Here is a 20,626-nt window from a genome sequence, read left to right on the forward strand (position 1 = left end):
ACTTGGGTGGAGTCAGCCGTCTTGATCGAACCTCCCGAAAACGCGTTCGCGACGAGGATATTCGGTTCTCGAAATGAGTCCTCAGTGAACTCGCACTCGAGCCACCCGTAATCGCGCATATAATCAATTACACGACAGGTTCGGGAGCACGTTCTCGAGCAACCCACGACCAAATCCGGCTACGAGGTATTCCCAGTACAGAGGTGTTTGCTGACGATCCCACATCACGACGGGAGGCGTAGTAACTGCGCGTCGATACCGATCGACGATCGACCACGCGTCATCATGGTTGTCCATCATCGAAGGTGCGCGCGAGATTTGCTTCGGTTACGAGCGGCACATCAGACACAGATGAGCGATAATATCGGATAGCCATAATAGTTATTGCTCATGATTGAATCATCCGAATACAGATGTTTCAGGCGTTTCAAGCACTCACTGGAAGGTTTCTACGGGCCACTGATTATCAGGTTTGAAAGCGTTTCGAGGTTCCTATATGACATTTTGATGTTCACAATCCCCTACCTATATGTAGTGATGACTGTCTGGTGTAATTCAGCATCCGAAAGGCGGCGACGGAAGGAGTGCGTCGGGACGGTGTCTGGTAGCCCAATCCCCGGACGCGCATTTCGGTGGTTTCGTACCACTGGAATAAGCCTTCCTACCGTTTACGGGTGCGGATAAAACATGGACCTCAGCAAATACCGAAATAGGCTGGTCGGAAGTGAAGAGGAACGGGCCGTGAGCCCGGTCATCGGGGTTATCCTGATGGTTGCAATTACCGTCATTCTCGCAGCAGTCATCGCGGCGTTCGTGCTCGACATGGGCGACGATCTCGGAAGTGAGGCACAGGCCGGTGCGCAGATGAGCTTCGACGAGGATGATGGCGTAATGTCGATCGAACTGACCTCCGAAGGGAACGCGGACGAGTATGAACTTCGGGGTGACTACCACTATAATGACAGCAGTTCAGTGCCTAGTACCGATTACATCGAACTAGATGGTGCCGGTGATACAGTGACCCTAGAATGTAGCAGTTCTAGTGGTTATCAGCTCAATGGCTCCAGTACTGACTCTGGCACTGTGACGTTTGTTGCCTCCAACGACGGTGGCGATAGCTGGACCAACGTTGGTAGCCAGGACTGGGACTGCAACCCGTAATCGCGGGTAATTTCGGCTGCGATTGTTTTCAATTCTTTTGACTGTATTAGTAGTGCTTGGAATCACAGCAGTTGATAGAGGAAGTGTATTTTCACAGTCACTAGAGTCGGAACTCGTAGACGGTCAGAAGACCGTTCCGGGTGCGTAAATGTGGCCGGTATGGACTTACTGGCCACTAGGCTCAATCCTCCCAGCGGCCGTATTACCCGACTCGAGATGATCGATAGCTGGTACGGAAAATAATCAATCTACCAGCAGTGATTCTCCACACTCGTCCGATACCGAAGTCCGATCACCGACGTGTTCGCGATTGAACTCGCCACGAGCATCGTCGATATTCTCCTTCGATTCAAGCAGGTGCTGAACCGCCGCGTCGATCACGACCGACATCGGCGGCTCGTCGCGCTGATCACAGCAATCAGTTCACTGGCGCGCTTGAGTTGGTGTTCGCGTTCGTCAGTGAGTTTCAAACTGGTTCGTCGAGTCATGATTTAAACTGGTGTATGCACAGGGGAATTCTAGGTGTCTTGTGTCGAATAGAGCGAGATGTGCGAAATTATAGAAGATTATTTGCGTAGGTAACCGCTCGTCGGTATTAATCGGCGATCGCGCAAGCATCGTCATGGTGCCGCCGTCGTAGGTGCGCGAGAGCGTGCTCGGAAATGAGTGATGTAGCAGGCATACCCAGCCGATAGTATCGAGTGGCCAAAATAGTTATTGCCAAGTTCTGAACCGGTCGATATCGGCCGCAATGGACGATCCAAGAGAGCATTGAAAGTCTTCTATGGTTTGCTGCTTATCAGATGTGAAACCGTCTCAAGACGGTTACCTAACAAATGAACATTCACTATCACATACCTATATATGATGTCGATTCACTGGTTGTGACAGCATCCGAAAGACGGTGACGGAAGGAATGCGCCGGGATGATGGCTGGTAGCCCAATCCCCACTACGCAGGTCGGTGGTTCCATGCCACTGGCAATAAGCCTTCTCACCGTCCACAGGTGCGTGATACACATGGATTTGAGCAAATACCGAAACAAGCTGATTGGAAGCGAAGAGGAACGAGCCGTGAGCCCGGTCATTGGCGTTATTCTGATGGTCGCCATCACAGTCATTCTTGCAGCCGTGATCGCAGCATTCGTGCTGGATATGGGCGACGACCTCGGTAGCGAAGCACAGGCCGGTGCGCAGATGAGCTTCGACGAGGGCGACGGGAAGATGTCGATCGAACTGACCTCCGAAGGCAACGCAGACGAGTACGAGCTTCGTGGTGACTACTACTGGGACGACAGTACTAGCAACGCCTCAGTGAGCAAAAGTGAATATATCTCACTCAACGGTGCAGGTGATACCGTAACGCTAGAGTGCGGAAACTACAACGAGTACAGCAGCAAAAACTACACTCTGACTAATTCCTCAAGTGATTCAGGTACTGTGACCTTCGTCGCTTCGAATGACGGTGGCGACACGTGGACTAACGTTGGTAGCCAGGATTGGGACTGCAACCCGTAACGACGTTTCTCCACACAGCCGGTTTCAATTCTTTTGATGTATTATTGCAAGTGAATCTATGGATGAGTGACTCTTGGGAGGTTACTATTGATAGACAACTACTCAATAAAACCCAGTCCAGTTGCGAGACCGTTCACGGGTGCGTGATGGGGCCGTGATGGATGAGACATCATGTTCTGCCAATACATCTGCGCACAACCCCACAGATTGGCCTCGAGGACCCGATTCCACGGTGCTGGCTCACGGCTCGATCCCCTCGACTAACTCGAGGGTCCATTGGCCGTCGCCGACGTGGCGGACATGGAGGTAGTTCTCGCCGTCGACAACGCCGTGTTCGTCGAGCAGCCCCTCGAGGCGAAGATCGTCTTTCGGGAAGGTGATGCCGGCGGAGTTCTGGTCTCGCTATCAGAGTTTGTTCAGCGCCATGAGACGGGCGGCAATCCGCCTTGGTATGAAGTTTGGTGATCCTTGGTTTTCCTGACCCTTTCGTCGGGGCGGGTTATCCGGATGGCCGTATGGTACTCAGCCTCCCGCAGAACATGGTTCCCAATACGGTCCGTCGGGAGAACGAAATTGACCTCACAGACAGCATCCTCGCGCCGCTGTTCGTCCTGGTGTCGATCTCGGTCGGCGCCGTCGGGACGCTGCAGTTCTCGACGCCGCTGAACGTCTCGCTGGCCGACGCGCTCTAGGCGTCCAACGGGACGGCGGTAACGTATGCGTTCATCCTGAGCATGGGTATCCTGCTCGTCGCGTAGCTCACGAACGAGTCGACGCTCGAGGACTGGACCGACGTCGAGACCGTCGTGGTCTTGCTCGCTGTCACCCTCCACGTCCTGAGCAGTCTCGCGTGAGTTTGCGGACGACCGTCGACAGCATGACGCCGTACCGTTCGAAGCCGGCCCGGCTCATCGTTCACCTCGCTCAGTAGCCGTATCTACTGTGCAGTTCTCGTTATTCATCCAGACTCTATCCGCTTCCAGATACCCTACACAATTCATCATATTATCATAATAGGGACGAAAATCACAAATAGCGTTAATAGGAGAGTTGCCGGGAACACTAATAGGGGGAGAAGATGGGGGAAGATGACCGAAAACGAGAATATTGTCCAGAATGTGGTGAGCGGCGGGAGGTTCACGAAACGGTTCCTTGGCAACCCAATATCTGCGCTGTTTGCGGCGCAGATATATCTGATTGAATACGTTATCGGTCCTTGGACGTCCAAACCCATGGTCAGTCCTGCACTCGGGGTAGCGATGGGCACTATCACGGAGATCACCGTAGACTCGGCAGAACTGATCCGGGACGTGTTCTCCGCAGTGCTCGCACGCTGACTCGCTGCTGACTGCTGGCCACGGAGCGACCGTCACGCCGATCACCTCCGGGCGGTCTATCGGCTACGTGGTACTATACTGAACTCAAGAGTTGGACTTTCGGCCGGCTCGAGGACATGAGCGGCTACGAGTTGAACACTTGGAGAGTTCGAAGTGGGACCACGGTCGCAGCGGAGCTGCTCCCTGCTCCCATTTTCCCTCCTCACGCCACAGCGGTCGCTTCGCTCCCTCGTTCGTTGCGTCGCGAAAAGTGGCACAACCGAGGTACCATAACGTGGCACCTCGTCGTCCCACGTCTTCTCCTCGCTCACAACAGTCGCTCCGCTCCCTTGTTCGCGACGTCGAAGAAGTGGGACCGCCGAGAATTGAACAGATGCAAGACGATCCAGCTCGCTCCCGTTGGTCGCTCGCTGGCTGCGACTTGCGTGCTCAATTCTCGGCTTTTCCAGAGTTCTGCCGCTCACGAATTTGCTCGCGGCAGAATATGGGACCGCCGAGAATTGAACTCGGGTCCTACGGACCCCATCCGCAGAGGATACCACTACCCCACGGTCCCGCATGTAGACCGATGCCCGTCTGCCGTTTAAGGGTGTCGTTTCGATCCGAGTGCGTCACTGAGTTACGTGCTTCCGCGAGTCGCGTCAGACCAGCACGCGCTCGAGGTCGACCGTCACGTCGCGACTCGCGTCGTCGACGAACTCGCCGAGACACACCGCGGCCCCGTTGGGCGTGTAGCAGGCCACCAGCTCGCCGTCGCGCGCGTCGTCGTCGGTCTCGAGCACGCCGGGATCGTACACCGGTGCGCCGTTGGCGACCTCTCGGGCCGCGCTCTCGGCGATCACGACGCCGGGGATCCCCTCGAGGATCCGTTCGGCGGGGTCGACCACGTCGAACAGCGGCTCGGGGTCGTCGTCCTCGCGCCAGTACGCCAGCGCGTCGAGGAAGTCGTGGGCCGAGTAGAGGTCCCGGTCGTCGAACGGCGAGGTCGCCGTCCGGCGCAGGTGGCCCATGTGGCCGCCGGTGCCGAGCGCCAGCCCCAGATCGTGACAGAGCTTCCGGACGTAGGTCCCGCTCTCACACCGGATGCGTACCAGGAGCCGGCGCTCGTCGACCTCGAGGACGTCGAGATCGTAAATTTCGCGCACGCGCAGGCGTCGCGCCACCGCGCTCTTGCGCGGGGGCTTCTGGTAGATCGGCCCCTCGAACTCGGCGACGACCGACTCGGCGTCGGCCGGTACCGGCGCGTGACACTCGAGGACGGCGACGTACTCTTTCGAGCCCTCGAGGAAGACCTGGGCCAGCCGGGTCGCCTCGCCGAGCATCACCGGGAGACAGCCGGTGACCTTGGGATCGAGCGTCCCGGCGTGGGCCGCCTGCTCGATCGTCGCGTCGGGGGCGCGGTCGGCCAGCGTCTCGTCGACCGCGTCGCGCAACCAGCCGCTGACCTGGTGCGAGGAGGGCCCCGGCGGCTTGTCGAGGTTGACGACGCCGAACGTGAGCAGTTCCGCGGGCGTGCGGTCCTCGGGCGGACCGCGGAGGCGAGAGCGATCGGCCATCGATCAGAACTCGTCGTCGATCTCGACGTAGGCCTGTCCCTCGTCGGCGGCGGCCTCGTACACCTCGACGGCGGTGACGAGCATGTCCAGGACGGCGTCGGGCCCCCAGCGGCCCGTGTTCACCGAGAGATCGTAGATCGTCAGATCGCGGATGTCGATCCCGTAGTACTCCTGGTAGCGTTTGGCCTCGCTGGCCTCCCGCGCTTTCGTCTCCTCGGTCGCCCGCGCGGGGTCCTTCTCCTCGCGTTCGGCGATCCGCTCGCCGCGGACTCGAGGCGGGGCGTCCAGCCAGAACCGGAAATCGGCCTGCTCGCCGGCCAGCCAGCCCGCCAGCCGGGACTCGAGGACCAGATCGTCGCGTTCGACGGCGATCTCGTAGAGCCGACGGTCGAGGTCGCGGTCGATCTGGTCGTTCTCCTCGGCGAGCTTGTTGAACTCGAGGGGCGTGTAGCCGCGTTCCTCGGCGAGTTCGCGGAAGATGTCGCCGCCGCTGACGTGTTCGAGGTCGAATCGGTCGGCGAGCAACTCCGCCGTCGTGCTCTTGCCGCTTCCCGGTGGACCGGAGACGGTCAGTAACATATTCCATCTGCGCGGGGCCGGGTAAAATGGGTTTTGACTCGCGCGAGACGGTGTGATCGCGTGACGACGATGGCGGATCTCCACCGTCGCTTTTCGGCGATCGGTCCGACGGTGTGGCCGATCGAGCGGTACGGGGCGACTGACTCGCTCGAGGCGCGCTCCGCGAAGAGCGATTGCGCGAAACGTGGGAACAAATTGAAGTGTAGTGGGCGTATTTTGTACGAACGGAACTGTCAGAAAACAACGGCGCTATCACTGGACCCAACGAGATGCAGGACACGACAATGGCTGAGAGAGCAGATATCGACTCGGTGAGAACAGTGTACGAGACGGTCCACGAGAAGCTCGTCTCGGCGGGCCGGACGCACGATCAGTGGGGCCTCCGCCACGGCTTCTACGAGGCGGACGTCTCCGAGGAAGCGGCCGCGACGAAACGAATGCGCGACGCGATGCTCGACCGCGTCGAACTCGACGCGGAGGACCACGTCCTCGATATCGGCTGTGGCTTCGGAACGAGTTCGATCTGGCTCGCCGACACGGTCGGTGCGACCGTTACCGGGACGAACATCGTCAGGGATCAACTGACGATCGCACGAGAACTCGCCGACCGGCGCGACGTGTCGGACGCGGTCGAGTTCCTCGAGGACGATTTTCACCGGTTGTCGATCGACGAGTCGGCGGTGGACGTCGTCTGGGCCTGCGAAGCGCTCTGTTACGCCCACCGGATCGAACGCGTACTCGCGGAACTCGACCGCGTCCTGACCGACGGCGGCCGACTGGTCGTCGCTGACCTGTTTCGCGTCACCGAGCGCGGACGGACCTGCGAACACGTCGCCGAGTTCGAAAACTGCTGGAAGAGCACGATCGCTCACCGGGACGACATCGTGGAACTGCTCACCGACCGCGGATTCGAGACGACCGTGACCGACGTCACGCCTCACGTTCGGCTGACCATCGAACGCCGATACCGGTACGGGCTCTCGCTGCGGCCGCTGCAACGGTTTCGCTACAATCTTGGACGGTGTGATGAGACGGACGTCGAATACGCTCGCGGCCTGATCGCCGAACACCGCGCCGTCGACCGCGGCACGTTGCGGTACTTCCTGATCACCGCCGAGCGACGGTAGCCCGTCCGAATGCGACCGATACGTTTCGCCTCCCGGAACCGACCGTCCACCATATAGGTGACAAATACGTAATTATTGGTGGGAATGTCGCTTGTATTACGTGTAGGCGATGTCGTAGGCTGGCCGAATTGCTCCGAAGGGAATCGGAACGGAGCCGAGTTCGGATCTCGTCACCCAAAGCAGTCAAAGAACAAGTATATTATACTGTATTTCTTATTTATATTCTTTAGAAAGCTTTAATAATAACTTCGAATATGTGGGTAGATATATGAGTTCGAGAACTCATACCGAACCGACCGCTGAGATCACGAATCGATTGACCGACCGAACGCCGACAGTACTTCGCCTGTACGATCCAGAGGACGACGACTGTCCCGAGCCGGAAACGCTCGGCTGGATGGAGGGAACGATCACCGTCTTCTGGGCGACGGCGGAGTCCGGACTCGTCGACAAATACGAGCGCGCACTGGAAACCGGCGATAAAGCGGCGGCAGCCGACATCAGGGATCGCGTGTTCGAATCCGCGACCGCCGACGCGGACTGCGAGACGGCGGAAACCGTCGAACTGACCTACGACGGCGAGTCGCTCGAGCGGATCGGCGTCTCGAGCGAGGAGGAAACGGGTGGGGCGGTCATTCGGTACGATGGCGGCGACCTCGACGAAGAGCGCTTCCGTATCCGAGACTCGAGCGACACGCTCAGCGAGGAGTACGAGTTCGGCGTGATTCTCGCGCCCCCGCTGCTGAGCGAGGCCGAGAGGGATGCCTCCGAGAACGTTCCCCTCGATGTCGACGCCTCGTCGATGCCCACGGATCCGGGGGCTCACGTGGCGACGCTCGCGCCGGCGGCACTGGTCATCGTCTCCGTCGACGACCGGTGTGAAGCGACGACCGATATCGCCCACCAGGTGTCCGACTGGGAGCCCGAGACGGACGACGGCTGCAAGCCGTCCGTCGACGAACTCGTCGCAGAGTGCGAAGCACAGATCGAGAAGCTGTCGTGACGCAGTGTCGCGGCGGCGAGGCGTACCGCGGGGGGACTCCCCTTTTCGGAAATGACGACCACGAACGAAGACGACTCAGTTAGCAGATGAATGGATATCAACTATCAGTAGTCGCAGTACTCGCGTTGTGGACGGTAGCGACGGTAATAAACGGGTTCGAGGGCGGAAAGAAGTGGCTCAGTCAGTATCTCGGCATCGGTTCCCGTCTCGTCCCACAGTGGAGCTTCTTCGCCCCCGAGCCGGGCCAACACGACTTCCACCTCTTCTACCGGGACCGGTACGTCGACGGGTCCGTCAGCTCCTGGAACGAGATCTCGGATGTGACCACGGCGCGCAGTCCGACTGACTGGATCTGGAATCCCTATTACTACCGGGCGAAGATCGTGTTCGACGTCACTCAGCCGCTGGTCGTGAGTCTCAACGATCGAACGCCCGACAAAATCGTCACCGTCGACGACGAGGAGGTCTCGGCGAAGGAAATCGAACAGGTCGAACTCGGTGAACTACAGCTCAGCCACCGGTATCTGACCCTCCTCGACTACGTCTCCTCGCGGGATCGATCCGACCTCAGCACCGAACGTCAGTTCATGATCATGCGACACTCCCGCACGACGGAGTACGAGACGCTGTTCGTCTCACACTTTCACGAACTCCCATAATGATCGACGCTGCCCCCGACATCGACCTCGTTTTGCAGGTGATGATCTTCATCACCGGCGCTCACACGGTCCTGAACTCGCTCGAACACATCGCCACGAGAGACCGGTTCGAAGAGGACGGGATCCTGAACTGGAACGTCTCGAAGCTGTACGTCCGGACGGCGAACCCGCTGGCACCGCTTTTCGAGCCGATACTTCGATACCCACGGTTTCGACTGCTATTGTTCGCTCGACTGCTGAGCGGGCTGGCACTCGCCTCGGCGGTCGCGCTGGCCGTCGCAGGGCGGGACGCGCTGCTGTGGACGATCGCACCGTGGCTGCTCCTGTTCGTCTTCTTCACCACGGTCTGTAGTTGCTTCCGCCATCAGGCCGGATTGAGTGGTGACGATCACATGTCGCTGGTCGTTACCGCGGGGCTGTTCGTCGCGACGGCGTTTCCCGACGGGAGTTTCGCCCAACTCGCCGCCGTGGTCTTTATCGCCGTTCAGGTGACGCTCTCGTACTTCATCGCGGGCGTCCACAAACTGTTCTCCACGACGTGGCGCGACGGCTCGGCGCTGGAAGGGGTCATGTCGACCAAGACGTGGGGCCACTCCGGGTTACACGCCCTTTTCCAGCGATATCCGCGGGTAAACCTGCTGGCGGCGTGGACCGTCATCGGTTTCGAAGTGCTGTTCCCCCTCTGGATCCTCACGTCGCCGGACGTGACAGTGCTCTTCCTGGCCGCCGCGTTCGCGTTCCACGTCGGGAACGCGGTCTTCATGGGTCTGAACGGCTTCCTCGTGATGTTTCCGGCAGCCTACCCCGCCGTCTACTATATCAGCAACGGGATCGATTCGCTGCTCGTCTAACGACCGATCGAACGATGTGGACCGTTAGGCCCGACTGCAGCGACCCTGTCGAAGTTCGTTTCATATCCACGAGGCCTTTCGAGCGGTTCCGCTGCGGTCCGTTCGGTCTCGGCCTAGAGAGACTCTGCGAGAGGAATTGGTCGAGAGAACGTTGATAGCGTCGCAAGGCGCCTCGAGCCACCGGAGAGAACGCGGCGATCGGCCGCTCAGGCCGACGAGGGGCTCATATCGATGTTCAGCGCCTTCCGCAGCAACTGGGAGAAGCTCATCGAGCAGAGGAAGTACCAGATGATCCAGGCCGACATCGGCCCGACCGCTTGCGAACTCCACTCCGTCATCCCGATCAACGGCATGATGACGGTCGCTTCTGCCTCAGCGAGGCCGACGCCGTGGACTTTCCAGTACATCCAAAGGAACAGCGGGATGGTCAGCAGCATGATCCAGACCATCGGTCGGATCTGCTCTTTGAACATCCCGAGGTTCTCGGCCATGGCCTCCATCTGCTCCTCGCGGACCTCCTCGAGTTCGTCCTCGAGGCGCTCGATCTCGGCCTCGCTGGCGCCGCGCTCCTCGGCCTCCTGCTTTCGCTCGCGGACGTCCTTCTGTTTCTCCTGCATGGCCTGCATGCGTTCCTGGTACTTGCCCATGACTTCGGGGTTCATCAGGTTGGCTTGCAGCAGCGCCGAGTACAGCCCCGTCAGCAGCGCAACCGAAAGGATCACGGCGTAAAACGGCAGCGCCGCGTTCAGGGGCCCGAGCACGATATTGACGACTCCGCCGACCGTCGACTGAATGGAGTCGAACCAGTATCCGGGCATCAACAACAGGGCGGCGATGCCGGCTATCTTGTCCCACTGCGACCAGCTGGACTGTTCGTCGTCGATCTCGACATCGGCGGCGGCGCTTCCGCCGTCGCCGTCACCGTCGAGGGCCTCGTCGTACGCCTCGCGGTCGGCGATCTCGAACCCTTCGTCGCCGTCGACCAGTACTCCTTTCTCGATCAACCGGCCCCATTGACCGCTCGTCAAGTCGTCGTTGACGTCGGCCCAGTGGACCTCGCCCCCGTTCCGGTCGGCTGCCTCGCGGATGGCCTCGAGGGCCGCCGTCATGGAGGAGTCCTCCCGGACGAGGTCGTTGATTTTCTCCGCTGTACGCGTCATCTGCTTTGGACTAGGTCGCGTTCGGTATACAAGTGTTTATCTTCGGTGGGCCGATGGGAACTGTGGTCTGCCGTCGTCTACCCGCAGACCCGCGTTCGGGCGAATACGTTGGATACGACGTGGCCAGCGGCAGGATCCGACATATCCTACATAAAAGTAATACAGAGGTAGATTGCATAAACTGTCGTGAAGTATGTGTTCGATCGATTGTATTATGAGGATGACAGTCAAGTAGACAGATATGAGTGTGCCGCGTGGGGCCGGAACGGGGATATTGTCTGAGCGGGGCCAGTCGACGCTGATGGGGATGGTACTGTTGATCGGAATGGTCGCAGCCGGTAGCCTCGGTCTCTTTCTGATCGCTGGCGACGCGATTACGGGTGCGGAACACCAGTCCGAGCAGGAGCGAATCGAACAGGCGTTCATCGAGTTGAGCAACAGCATCTCGTCGTCGGCAGCGTCCGGCGACGTCTCGCAATCGATGGAACTGCACGCCGGTAAACAGGGAGCGATCGCCCATCACGACTCGGCGACATATAAGGTCTGGACGCAGAACTATAACAAGACAAACAGTACGATGGTCGCAAACGGTTCGATCGGGACCATCGAGTACGAGGACGACGACGGGACGAAAATCGCGTACGAGGGTGGTGCCGTTTTCCGTGAAACGGGGAGACAAACGCGAGTGCTCTCCTCTCCCCCACTCGATTACAATCACGAGACGAGTACGCTATCGTTTCCCGTCTTCGGACTCACCGAAGACAAAACGATCAATTCCGGGGATATCACGATCAAACAGACCAACGTCGATCGCGAACCGACCAATTACATCCAGAACGATCACGTGTTCGTCGAAATCCACAGCGAGTACTGTCGCGGATGGCAGCAGTACTTCGTCGAGCAAGCGGGCGATACGACCCTTCAGGAGCCGTGTTACGGCGGTGAGAACGAAGAGGGAACGGTGAAAGTGAGACTCGGCTACGACGATATTTCGAACGCGTTCACCTCCGGTGTGGCAGTTCCCTCTGAAGACAATATCAATGACAAGAAAAACACGTTCGACGATATCTCGACTGGCAAGCAGTATCAGCCGATGGATGGGACGATACTGCAACTGACGGATGATTTCGAAAACGGGTCGGCTGAGCAAATCGACGGAACCGGGACGTATACCGCCGGAGAGTACTACGCTGACGAACTGATCGACCCCAACCTCAATTTCGATCTCTCCGACGGCGATGCGGTTCTCGCCGTGGATGGAGACGTTCGAATCGATAGCGGTGGTATCTCCGTCTCTAACTGTGGACCGTCCGGAGAGAACCAACTGAAGATCTACGTCGAAGGCGATTTCACTATGAGTAAGGGCGAAGTCCAACCGAACTGTGGCGGAGACGGTGGCGTCGAAACGATACAGGTCTACGGGATGTCCACGACGGGTATCGATTTCCACTCGAATCCGACGTTTAACGGACTGATCTACGCTGCGAGCGACAAAGATCCCGCAGACGATGACTTCAGCGGATGGCCGGTCGAAGGAACGAAAAACCGCGACGATAACTATCAGCTAAACTTCCAGGGCGCGAATGAGTTCAAGGGATCCGTTGTCGTGCATTCGATAAACACGGATAGTAATCTAAAGGGCGTCGACGACGTGACCCCTGAGGACGACGCGGTAATCGAACCGATACCGGATGGGTACGCGCCCGCACCGCAACTCACCTATCTCAACCTCGCCGAATACGAGATCGAGATCAAAAACGACTGACTGTCGACCGACCTACGCCGCGTCTTCGATCGTCGCCTTCACGTCCTCCCAGACCTCGTCGGGCGCTCGCTCGCCGTCGACGCGCTCGAGGTCGCCCTGCTCGTCGTAGTGTTCGATGACGGGTTCGGTGTTCTCTCGGTAGACCTCGAGGCGCTCGCGGACCGTCTCCTCGGTGTCGTCGTCGCGCTGGATCAGTTCGCCGCCGCACTCGTCACAGACGCCCTCCTCTTCGGGCTGGTCGTACTCGACGTGGTAGTTGGTTCCGCACTCGGAACAGACGCGGCGACCGGTGAGCCGGTCGACCAGTTCCTCCTGGCTGACGTCGAGCATGAGGGCGACGTCCAGATCGGTCATACCCTCGAGCTCCTCGGCCTGCTCGAGATTCCGCGGATAGCCGTCGAGGACGAAGCCGTCGGCCTGGGAGAGGGCCTCCTCGACGATGGCGTTGACGACCGCGTCGGGGACGAGTTCGCCGCGGTCCATGTACTCTCGCGGGGTGTCGTACTCCGTGTCCATGTCGGAGATGTCCATGTCCTTGTTCCCGCGGAGGGCGTCGCCAGTGGTGATGTGGTCGACGTCGAACTCCTCCGTGATCTTCGCGCTCTGGGTCCCCTTTCCTGCCCCGGGCGCACCCAGGATCAGAATTCGTGGCTGTGCCATGTCCGCCCGTTCACCGGCGTCACATAAAGGCTTAAAGAAATGGCCACGTCCGTTCCGGTATGACGCGTTTCGACGCAGCCGAGGCGACCGAACGACGGAAACTGTACGTCGATGCCATTACCGCCCACCGCGAGCGCGGACGCGGCTTCCTGACCTTCGAGGCCGACGAGACCGCCCTCGAGAGCGACGATGACGGCGCCGAGCCGTCCGACTCGGCGCTGGGCGCCCCCTGGATTCAGTTCGCGGACGGCACGATCAACGTCGACTGTACCGACGACGAACTCGATACCCTCAAATCCGTCCTCGGGGAGTTTCCGGCGTTCAAGATCGACGAGATCAATCGACCCGAGGACGCAGCGGGCGTCAACGTTCGGGTGAGCGCGAAGGCCGATCCGAACCGAATCGCTCAGTGCCTCGACGCGATCTTTCAGCGGGTATACGAACTCCCCGACGACGTTCGGGTCTGGGTCGTCGAACTCTAGTCGGGAGCTCGTCGCAACCCCGATCCGCTCGCCGATCGGTCGATCGGTATCCGATAGTCCGGTCCGAAAATACGCCGCGCGTGCGCGAAACGCGCCTTCGATTCGGCCCTTCGTCCGACGGTGAAAGGTACCGGCGGGATCCCTCGGGCGCGATGGTCCGAACACGTTCGCTCTCGGGCGGACGAACAGTCGATAAGCTGTCCGTGCGAGAACACGATTTCGACGGACAACGACAGAAAAAAGACCCTCGACTCTAACCGAATGTTGAGGGACTGAGAGGTGATGGCACGATGCAACGAAACCGGGACGGTCAAATTCACCGGACGGATGCCCGGTGAGCGGCGACAACCGGGCCGTTTCCAAATAGATAAGTGCTCCCGGCCATCATCCTCCGACATATAAGCGGTCTTCAAACGAGGTGAACACAATTTACAGCGCACTAACGACCCCGATTCCGTTGCAGGAGACACGCGTCGACGTGTTCGAGGACATCTTCCTGGTGTTTCTCGGACTCGGGACGCTCGTCGGTGTCGTCGTGGTCTCGTATGTCTTGTACAACGCGTACAAGTATCGGGACGACGGCGAGGCGAAAGACGACGAGTCGCTGCCGACAGTCGGGGAACTACCGACAGGTGGAAAGGGTGGAAAGAAGCTGTTCCTATCGTTCGGTATCAGCGCCGTCATCGTCATTTCGCTGGTGATCTGGACGTACGGGATGCTCCTGTACGTCGAGGATCCCCAGGACGAGTTCGACGAGGAACCGGTCGAGATCGAAGTCACCGGCGAGAACTTCGCCTGGTACTTCGAGTACGCGAACGGCATCGAATCGAGCACCACAATGCGCGTTCCGGCCGATCACCCGGTCGCAATCGAGACGACGTCAGGAGACGTCTGGCACACGTTCGGCGTACCCGACTTACGGGTGAAAGCCGACGCAATTCCGGGCGAGTACGACGAGACGTGGTTCATGGCCGACGAAGCCGGCACGGAACACGAAATCAAATGTTTCGAACTCTGCGGTCGAGGACACACGGCCATGACCGGTACGGTTCAGGTCATGGAAGAAGAGGCGTTCAACGAGTGGCTCAATAACCAACTGACGCTCGAGGTCACGATCGAGGATCAGAACGAAACGCCGGTCACCGAGGGCTACGAGATGACCCTCGAGCACACCGAGAACGCCCAGTACGAGGAGGACCTCGTGCACAACTACACCGCCGACGACTTCGACGAGAACGGGACGATCAGTCTCGACCACGAGGACCTCCAGCAGGGCGGTGAGTACAACGTGACGATCACGTTCGAGGACGACCAGTACGAGACGATCGAGGAGACGACCGAGATCACCCGTCCTTCGAGCGAGACCTTCACGGTCGGAAGTGCTAACGAAACGGATAATGGAAACGGAAACAACGAGAGCGCAGACGGAGGTGGCGGCGAATGAGTGATCTACCGCCGATGACGTCGGTCAAGCGATGGCTGGTCACGACCAACCACAAGGACGTCGGGATCCTCTATATCGCCACAGCCTTGTTCTTCCTCCTGCTCGGAGGGGTGCTCGCGCTGCTCTTCCGCGCCCACCTCTGGGTGCCCGGCGGAACGGGACTGCTCGAGAACATGGAGTTCAACCAGGCCGTCACGGCCCACGGGCTGTTGATGGTCTTCTGGTTCCTCTCGCCGATCGCGTCCGGATTCGCGAACTACTTCGTCCCGCTACAGATCGGCGCGAAGGACCTCGCGTTCCCCCGACTGAACGCCCTGAGCTACTGGTTCTACCTGTTCTCGGGGATTCTGATGGGCGTCTCGTTCTTCCAGGGGAAGACGTTCGCCGGCGGCTGGACGATGTACGCGCCGCTGAACGTTCCGTCGTTTAACACGGTGATGGAGGCGACGGCCGGCGGGAACGCGACGGTACTCGCGCTCCTGCTGTTCGTCATCTCGATCACGATCGGGACGGTGAACTTCCTCGTCACCATTCACCGTTCGCGTGCGGAGGGCCTCGGCCTGTGGAACATGCCGATGTTCACGTGGTCGTGGCTGCTGACGATCTGGATGATGCTGTTCGCGTTCGCGGCGCTGCTCGCCGCGCTCCTGTTGCTGTCGATCGACCGCGTCATGCTCACGCAGTACTTCTCGACCGATCAGGGCTCGAGTCTGCTGTGGGCGCACCTGTTCTGGTTCTTCGGGCATCCGGAGGTGTACATCGTCTTCTTCCCCGCGCTGGGGATCATGTTCGAGACGTTCCAGACGTTCACGGGACGCCGCCTGGTCGGCCGCAAGTGGGTCATCATCGCGATGGTCCTCGTCGCGGTCCAGTCGTTCCTCGTCTGGATGCACCACATGTTCCTGACGGCGATCAACCTCGAGATCAAGACGCTGTTCATGGCGACGACCATCGGGATCTCGCTGCCCTTCGACCTGATGGTCTTCGCGCTGATCTACACGATGGTCAAGGGACGCGTACGGTTCACCACGCCGTTCCTGTTCAGCCTCGGGGCACTCGTCCTGTTCATCCTCGGCGGCATCACCGGGGTCTTCCTCGGCGCCGTCGTCCTGGACTACGAGTTCCGGGGCACCTACTGGGTCGTCGCTCACTTCCACTACGTGATGGTTTCGGGAGTCACCGCGCTGGTCGCCGGGATCTACTACTGGTGGCCGAAAATCAGCGGGAAGATGTACTCCGAGACCCTCGGAAAGATCAACTTCGCGGTCTACTTCATCGGGTTCAACCTGCTGTACTTCCCGATGTTCCTCGCCTGGGAGACGCCCCGTCGCGTCTTCGACTACAGCGAGGGCGCACAGATCTACCACCAGGCGTCGACCGTCGGGGCGTTCGTTCTCGGCGCGTCGTTCCTGATCATGTTCTTCACGCTCGGGAAGAGCCTGCTCACAGGGCCCGACGCACCCGATAACCCCTGGGAGTACTCCCGCACCGCCGAGTGGGCGATCCCCTCGCCCCCGCCGCTGGAGAACTGGACCGACCGACCCAGCTACGCCAGCGGCCGCCTCGAGTTCGTCGACGACGCGGCGGCCGCCACCGACGGCGGCGTCGCGACCGGACACGAAGCGACCGCTGCGGACACGGCCCACGAGGAACACGCCGATCACGCCAGCATCTGGCCGCTGGGGATCGGACTCGGAACGTTCGTGTTCTTCCTCGGGCTGTCCGGAATGACCCCGTACGTCTACGAGTTCATTCAGGGAACCGATCACCCGCCGGAGCACCTCGCCGACGCCGCAGTCGATCCGAGTATCACGTATCCGATCCTGACGCTCCTCGGCGTCGGGATCCTCGGCGTCTCGCTGTTCAAGTTCGGCGTCGAGGAGTTCAACGTGCCCGAGACGGCCATCGCCGAACGCTGGCCGTTCGGCGGCGTCGGTAACACGAAGTTCGGCGTCTGGGTCTTCCTCGCGTCGGACGTCGTCGTCTTCGGCGGCGCCATCGGGGCGTACGTCTTCATGCGCCTCCACGGCGGCTGGGATAACTGGCACCTCGACACGATCACGATGGCAGGGCTGTTCAACACCTACGTCCTGCTGACCTCGAGTTTCACCGTGATCCTGGCGCTCGCCTTCGCCGAACGGAAGAACAAGAAGGCCATGCTCGGCTCGATGGTCGCGACGGTCCTGTTGGCGTTCGTCTTCATGGGCGTCAAGGCCTTCGAGTACAGCAGCAAGTTCGCCGACGGTCACTACTGGTTCAGCGGGATCGATTACTCGATCTACTTCGTCACGACCGGGCTGCACGCGCTGCACGTGCTCCTCGGCGTGCTCGTCGCGCTGTTCATGATCTACCGGATCGTCAGCGTCGACGCCTATCTGGAGGACCACCGGCCGGTGGAGTTCTTCGGCCTCTACTGGCACTTCGTCGACATCGTCTGGGTCTTCCTCTTCCCGCTGTTCTACCTGATGTAGCGGCCCCCGCGGCTCGCTACGCGATTCGGTCGATTTTTTCGAGACGCGCTCGCTCGAGTGACGGTATCGTGAGCCGCGTGTCCTGACGGGAATCAGTTACCGGCCCGTCGCCGTTCGCCGATAGCCGAGAGAACGGTCGTGCAAGAGACGGTCGACGGCGACTGTGACTCGAGTAATGGAACGAATACGGTACCCTCGACTCGAAACGCTGTTGGACCACTAACTGAGATCGAGTGCGCCTGCTACGCGTCGTCGCGATCGAACGAGAGCGCCGACCGGAGGACCCAGAGGTCGACCGCGGCGACGACCGCCACACCGCAGCGAAGCGGAGCGAGGCTCGACTGAGACTCCGCGGTGCTCGCGTCCTCCGATTCGCCACCGGTCGTCCCGACGGAGCGCTGGTCGCTTCTCGTGAACCGCCTCGACTGCCGAGAACCGAGCGAACGTCTCGAGGTCGATCCGATCGGTGTCGACGGTGAGCAAGACGGCGTTGGCCACCCAGAACTCGGTCTCGACGCTGACTCCCGACGTTCGATCGGCGTAGTCGAGCAACGGTTCCTGCGTCTCTTCGGCGTAATCGATGAGGTACGCGTCGGCGTCGTCGGTCGGGACCGCGTCGGGAACCGTCGGCTCCTCGAGTCGAACCACGGCCTCGACCGTGTCGTCGGCCGACTCGAGCGAGTCATCGATCCTGATCGACTCGTTTGCCGAGATCTCGTTGTCAGCGTGGCCGTCGACCGGCGTCGCAGTGGCCCCACCCTCGGAGCCGAGAGCGGGAGCGATACCGCCGGCGAGGACGGGTGTCGAGAGCAGCATCGTCGCGTCAGACTGGCGAGTGCGAGGGATCGCAACCGATCGCCCCGACTCGGGTCCGGAAAGAGAGGCGCCAGGCTACCGTCAGTGGCAGTCGCTGAATAACGATGTTCTGGCGGGCAGACAGTCGTCGCGACGAGACGGCCGGTCCAACGCTTCGGTCGAGTTGCCGAATCGGTCAGCCGGCCCAGACGAGCGCGTAGATGAAGGTGAACAGGAAGTACGTGAGGAACACGGAGACGGCGGCCTTGACGTGGAACGTGAAGAGTTCGTGCTGTTCGTCGTCGCGGACGTCCTCGACGGCCGCCCGCTCGTCGTCGCTCAGCTCGTCGGCGTGTGCGACATCGAGGTGGTACGTCGCGTACCGCTGGTCGCGAAACGGTCGGCCGCAGTAGGGACAGGTCGCTTCGGGCGTCTCGTCGGCCGGGACGTCGTACTCGTACTCCGTCACCGGTTCGGGACGCAGGTCGACGTCGGTAAGTTGCCCGGCGGTCATTCGTTGGCCTCGCGTTGGGAGCACGCGAAGAAGTGTCTACCGGTGTTCGCCGAACGCGTGGCCCCTCGAGTCGCGATCGGTGCGGTGGCGCGGACCGACTCCTCGCGGTCAGCTCGGCACGTACGCCGCTTCCGCGCCGGGCACCGAGACGAGGTACAGGCTGACCATCGTAAAGAAGACCATGACGACGATGAAGGGGTACTGGCTCCGGATCGCCTGCAGTTTGCCGGGGAACAGGTCGAACGAGACGGTGTGGGAGAGCCAGACCGCGAGGATGTGACCGATCAGGATCCCGGCGATCTCGACGTAGCCGAACCACGACGTCAGGGCGTACTCCGTCGGGTTCTCGGGCGGGTTCAGCGGCGCGGCGACGGTATCGATCAGCGACGGCCACAGCGAGATCGAGAAGCCGGCGTAGTGGGCGAAGTGATAGCCCGCGGCGATCGCGAGCAGCGGTGCCGCGAATCGGAGTCCGAGGTATCGCCGCGAGAGGTACGTCTCGGCGCGCTCCCGGGTGCGTTCCGCGGCGATCCAGTAGACCGCCCAGAAGAGACCGAACCCGGCCAGCAACAACGCGAGATAGACGAGCCGCGGCGGGAAACCGAGCTCGACCAGCGCCGTGACGGTCCGAGCGCCGGGGGCGGTCACGACGAAGCCGCTGTAGGTCAACTCCCAGACTAACGCGAGCACGAACGCGACCAGCGAGACGTCGGTCACCACGTCGTCCTCGCCCAGCCTCGCGCCCGGATACCGCAGCTCGAGGCCGTCGTCGGTCCGCTGAATCGGCGCGACGGCGCCGTAGAGCCGGAACCAGACCGAGAGCGGGTCGCCCTTCCGGAACCACGTCTCGGGGGTGAAGGCGACCGCACCGGCGATCGTGAACGCCGAGTAGGCGACCACGACGGCCACGAGCGCGCGCGGCGAGCTACTCAGGGGCGCGACGAGCTCGAGCCAGACGAGCGCGAGCAACGCGCCGACGGCGGGCCAGGAGCCGAGTCGGTCGGGATAGGTCGCGTAGCCGTTGGGGAGAACGGTCGCGATTCGCCGCCACGGGTTGAGCGCGGGCCACGGGTTGCCGACGGCGTACGTGAAGAGCGTCAGCAGCGCGCGGCCGCCGACGAACGTCAACAGGACGGCCGCGCTGAAACTGCCGTTCGACGGGCCGATGAGCCCGACGACGACGACGAACGCGAGCGCGCCGACGCCGGCAGTTCCGAGGAGCAACGAGCCGGCCGCCCGGAGCCGCTCGACCGGCAGGGAGAGCGTGTCGTCGTGGAACCGACCGATGGTCCGCCGATCGGTCACGAGCATCGTCAGCACCGCGGAGGCGCCGATGACGCCGCCGCCGGTCGCGAGGTACAGCCACGTCGGCACCGACGTGTCGCCCCGGCTGCCTCCGAGTCCCGCCGCGACGTTACTCGCCGCGACGATGCCGGCGCCAGCGGCGACGGCCAGTACTGCGAGCGCACAGGCGATCCCGACCCGGCGGGCGAACACCGAACGTCCACTCATTAGTGAACGGTTGGACTGGGCTCCCATCTACGT

Annotated in this window: 19 protein-coding genes, 1 tRNA gene and 2 pseudogenes; 13 read left to right on the forward strand and 9 right to left on the reverse strand. The window is 60.9% G+C overall.

Translation table 11 applies throughout. From position 1 onward, the window contains the following. The first annotated feature begins 687 nt into the window (after nt 1-687). Nucleotides 688-1,161, forward strand: a complete 474-nt coding sequence (locus WD430_RS15085) for a type IV pilin N-terminal domain-containing protein (protein WP_339103252.1) — start codon at nt 688-690, stop codon at nt 1,159-1,161. A 248-nt stretch (nt 1,162-1,409) separates the two neighbouring features. Here the strand turns inward: WD430_RS15085 and WD430_RS22590 are convergent. Then, nucleotides 1,410-1,649 (reverse strand): annotated as a pseudogene (locus tag WD430_RS22590) (hypothetical protein). A gap of 531 nt (nt 1,650-2,180) precedes the next feature. On the opposite strand from WD430_RS22590, the gene WD430_RS15095 reads away from it, so the two are divergent. From WD430_RS15095 to WD430_RS15110, 4 genes and pseudogenes are all read left to right on the forward strand, one after another. Next, a complete protein-coding gene (locus WD430_RS15095; protein WP_339105828.1) occupies nt 2,181-2,678 on the forward strand; it encodes a type IV pilin N-terminal domain-containing protein in 498 nt (165 codons plus the stop codon). A gap of 276 nt (nt 2,679-2,954) precedes the next feature. Next, entirely contained in the window at nt 2,955-3,143 is a 189-nt protein-coding gene (locus tag WD430_RS15100; protein WP_339103254.1) for a hypothetical protein, read from the forward strand. Between the two features lie 50 nt (nt 3,144-3,193). Further along, nucleotides 3,194-3,532, forward strand: a pseudogene (locus WD430_RS15105) (hypothetical protein). A 234-nt stretch (nt 3,533-3,766) separates the two neighbouring features. Next, the gene (locus WD430_RS15110) at nt 3,767-4,015 is read left to right on the forward strand and encodes a hypothetical protein (protein ID WP_339103255.1); all 249 of its coding nucleotides are present in this window, start codon (nt 3,767-3,769) and stop codon (nt 4,013-4,015) included. Between the two features lie 485 nt (nt 4,016-4,500). Here WD430_RS15110 and WD430_RS15115 read toward each other — a convergent pair. The 3 genes from WD430_RS15115 to cmk all read right to left on the reverse strand — a co-directional run bounded on the left by WD430_RS15115 (nt 4,501) and on the right by cmk (nt 6,150). After that, nucleotides 4,501-4,571: transfer RNA gene (locus WD430_RS15115), tRNA-Pro, on the reverse strand. A gap of 85 nt (nt 4,572-4,656) precedes the next feature. Then, complete coding sequence (locus tag WD430_RS15120; protein WP_339103256.1) at nt 4,657-5,571, reverse strand: RNA-guided pseudouridylation complex pseudouridine synthase subunit Cbf5; 915 nt, start codon at nt 5,569-5,571, stop codon at nt 4,657-4,659. A gap of 3 nt (nt 5,572-5,574) precedes the next feature. Further along, complete coding sequence (gene cmk / locus WD430_RS15125; RefSeq protein WP_339103257.1) at nt 5,575-6,150, reverse strand: (d)CMP kinase; 576 nt, start codon at nt 6,148-6,150, stop codon at nt 5,575-5,577. A 284-nt stretch (nt 6,151-6,434) separates the two neighbouring features. Between cmk and WD430_RS15130 the strand changes: the two genes are divergently transcribed. From WD430_RS15130 to WD430_RS15145, 4 genes are all read left to right on the forward strand, one after another. Then, nucleotides 6,435-7,277, forward strand: a complete 843-nt coding sequence (locus tag WD430_RS15130) for a class I SAM-dependent methyltransferase (protein ID WP_339103258.1) — start codon at nt 6,435-6,437, stop codon at nt 7,275-7,277. Nucleotides 7,278-7,545: 268 nt separating this feature from the next. Beyond that, a complete protein-coding gene (locus tag WD430_RS15135; RefSeq protein WP_339103259.1) occupies nt 7,546-8,280 on the forward strand; it encodes a hypothetical protein in 735 nt (244 codons plus the stop codon). A 125-nt stretch (nt 8,281-8,405) separates the two neighbouring features. Further along, nucleotides 8,406-8,939 carry a hypothetical protein gene (locus WD430_RS15140; protein ID WP_339103260.1) on the forward strand — a complete coding sequence of 178 codons (534 nt, stop codon included), beginning with the start codon at nt 8,406-8,408 and terminating at the stop codon, nt 8,937-8,939. Then, nucleotides 8,939-9,790, forward strand: coding sequence for a hypothetical protein (locus tag WD430_RS15145; protein WP_339103261.1), 852 nt, complete (start codon nt 8,939-8,941; stop codon nt 9,788-9,790). Before WD430_RS15140 ends, WD430_RS15145 begins: the two co-directional genes overlap by 1 nt. Nucleotides 9,791-9,996: 206 nt before the next feature. Here the strand turns inward: WD430_RS15145 and WD430_RS15150 are convergent, their stop codons facing one another. Beyond that, a complete protein-coding gene (locus tag WD430_RS15150) occupies nt 9,997-10,950 on the reverse strand; it encodes a DUF106 domain-containing protein (RefSeq protein WP_339103262.1) in 954 nt (317 codons plus the stop codon). 301 nt (nt 10,951-11,251) lie between these two features. On the opposite strand from WD430_RS15150, the gene WD430_RS15155 reads away from it, so the two are divergent. Further along, complete coding sequence (locus WD430_RS15155) at nt 11,252-12,715, forward strand: hypothetical protein (protein ID WP_339103263.1); 1,464 nt, start codon at nt 11,252-11,254, stop codon at nt 12,713-12,715. Between the two features lie 12 nt (nt 12,716-12,727). On the opposite strand, the gene WD430_RS15160 is transcribed toward WD430_RS15155, so the two are convergent. Beyond that, nucleotides 12,728-13,375, reverse strand: a complete 648-nt coding sequence (locus tag WD430_RS15160) for an adenylate kinase (protein WP_339103264.1) — start codon at nt 13,373-13,375, stop codon at nt 12,728-12,730. 59 nt (nt 13,376-13,434) lie between these two features. Here WD430_RS15160 and WD430_RS15165 point away from each other — a divergent pair, with 59 nt between their 5' ends. The 3 genes from WD430_RS15165 (at nt 13,435) to WD430_RS15175 (ending at nt 17,772) form a co-directional block, all read left to right on the forward strand. Beyond that, nucleotides 13,435-13,857, forward strand: a complete 423-nt coding sequence (locus tag WD430_RS15165; RefSeq protein WP_339103265.1) for a hypothetical protein — start codon at nt 13,435-13,437, stop codon at nt 13,855-13,857. A gap of 451 nt (nt 13,858-14,308) precedes the next feature. Then, nucleotides 14,309-15,301, forward strand: coding sequence for a cytochrome c oxidase subunit II (gene coxB, locus WD430_RS15170; protein ID WP_339105829.1), 993 nt, complete (start codon nt 14,309-14,311; stop codon nt 15,299-15,301). Next, complete coding sequence (locus WD430_RS15175) at nt 15,298-17,772, forward strand: cbb3-type cytochrome c oxidase subunit I (RefSeq protein ID WP_339103266.1); 2,475 nt, start codon at nt 15,298-15,300, stop codon at nt 17,770-17,772. The genes coxB and WD430_RS15175 overlap by 4 nt, the downstream gene beginning before the upstream one ends. A gap of 219 nt (nt 17,773-17,991) precedes the next feature. Here the strand turns inward: WD430_RS15175 and WD430_RS15180 are convergent, their stop codons facing one another. The 3 genes from WD430_RS15180 to WD430_RS15190 form a co-directional block, all read right to left on the reverse strand. Then, nucleotides 17,992-18,588: a hypothetical protein gene (locus tag WD430_RS15180; RefSeq protein WP_339103267.1), complete on the reverse strand. Its 597-nt coding sequence runs from the start codon at nt 18,586-18,588 to the stop codon at nt 17,992-17,994. Between the two features lie 175 nt (nt 18,589-18,763). Further along, nucleotides 18,764-19,081: a hypothetical protein gene (locus WD430_RS15185; RefSeq protein WP_339103268.1), complete on the reverse strand. Its 318-nt coding sequence runs from the start codon at nt 19,079-19,081 to the stop codon at nt 18,764-18,766. 108 nt (nt 19,082-19,189) lie between these two features. Next, a complete protein-coding gene (locus WD430_RS15190) occupies nt 19,190-20,593 on the reverse strand; it encodes a hypothetical protein (RefSeq protein WP_339103269.1) in 1,404 nt (467 codons plus the stop codon). Between the last annotated feature and the right edge of the window lie 33 nt (nt 20,594-20,626).

It is taken from the genome of Haloterrigena sp. KLK7 (genome assembly GCF_037914945.1).
GTDB lineage: Archaea > Halobacteriota > Halobacteria > Halobacteriales > Natrialbaceae > Haloterrigena > Haloterrigena salinisoli.

Excerpts from the sequence above, each read along its gene's own strand:
- WD430_RS15085 (WP_339103252.1), top strand. The coding sequence starts at position 688 with ATGGACCTCAGCAAATACCGAAATAGGCTGGTCGGAAGTGAAGAGGAA.
- WD430_RS15095 (WP_339105828.1), top strand. The coding sequence starts at position 2,181 with ATGGATTTGAGCAAATACCGAAACAAGCTGATTGGAAGCGAAGAGGAA.
- WD430_RS15110 (WP_339103255.1), top strand. The coding sequence starts at position 3,767 with ATGACCGAAAACGAGAATATTGTCCAGAATGTGGTGAGCGGCGGGAGG.
- WD430_RS15120 (WP_339103256.1), bottom strand. The coding sequence starts at position 5,571 with ATGGCCGATCGCTCTCGCCTCCGCGGTCCGCCCGAGGACCGCACGCCC.
- cmk (WP_339103257.1), bottom strand. The coding sequence starts at position 6,150 with ATGTTACTGACCGTCTCCGGTCCACCGGGAAGCGGCAAGAGCACGACG.
- WD430_RS15130 (WP_339103258.1), top strand. The coding sequence starts at position 6,435 with ATGGCTGAGAGAGCAGATATCGACTCGGTGAGAACAGTGTACGAGACG.
- WD430_RS15135 (WP_339103259.1), top strand. The coding sequence starts at position 7,546 with ATGAGTTCGAGAACTCATACCGAACCGACCGCTGAGATCACGAATCGA.
- WD430_RS15145 (WP_339103261.1), top strand. The coding sequence starts at position 8,939 with ATGATCGACGCTGCCCCCGACATCGACCTCGTTTTGCAGGTGATGATC.
- WD430_RS15150 (WP_339103262.1), bottom strand. The coding sequence starts at position 10,950 with ATGACGCGTACAGCGGAGAAAATCAACGACCTCGTCCGGGAGGACTCC.
- WD430_RS15155 (WP_339103263.1), top strand. The coding sequence starts at position 11,252 with ATGGGGATGGTACTGTTGATCGGAATGGTCGCAGCCGGTAGCCTCGGT.
- WD430_RS15160 (WP_339103264.1), bottom strand. The coding sequence starts at position 13,375 with ATGGCACAGCCACGAATTCTGATCCTGGGTGCGCCCGGGGCAGGAAAG.
- WD430_RS15165 (WP_339103265.1), top strand. The coding sequence starts at position 13,435 with ATGACGCGTTTCGACGCAGCCGAGGCGACCGAACGACGGAAACTGTAC.
- WD430_RS15175 (WP_339103266.1), top strand. The coding sequence starts at position 15,298 with ATGAGTGATCTACCGCCGATGACGTCGGTCAAGCGATGGCTGGTCACG.
- WD430_RS15180 (WP_339103267.1), bottom strand. The coding sequence starts at position 18,588 with ATGCTGCTCTCGACACCCGTCCTCGCCGGCGGTATCGCTCCCGCTCTC.
- WD430_RS15185 (WP_339103268.1), bottom strand. The coding sequence starts at position 19,081 with ATGACCGCCGGGCAACTTACCGACGTCGACCTGCGTCCCGAACCGGTG.
- WD430_RS15190 (WP_339103269.1), bottom strand. The coding sequence starts at position 20,593 with ATGAGTGGACGTTCGGTGTTCGCCCGCCGGGTCGGGATCGCCTGTGCG.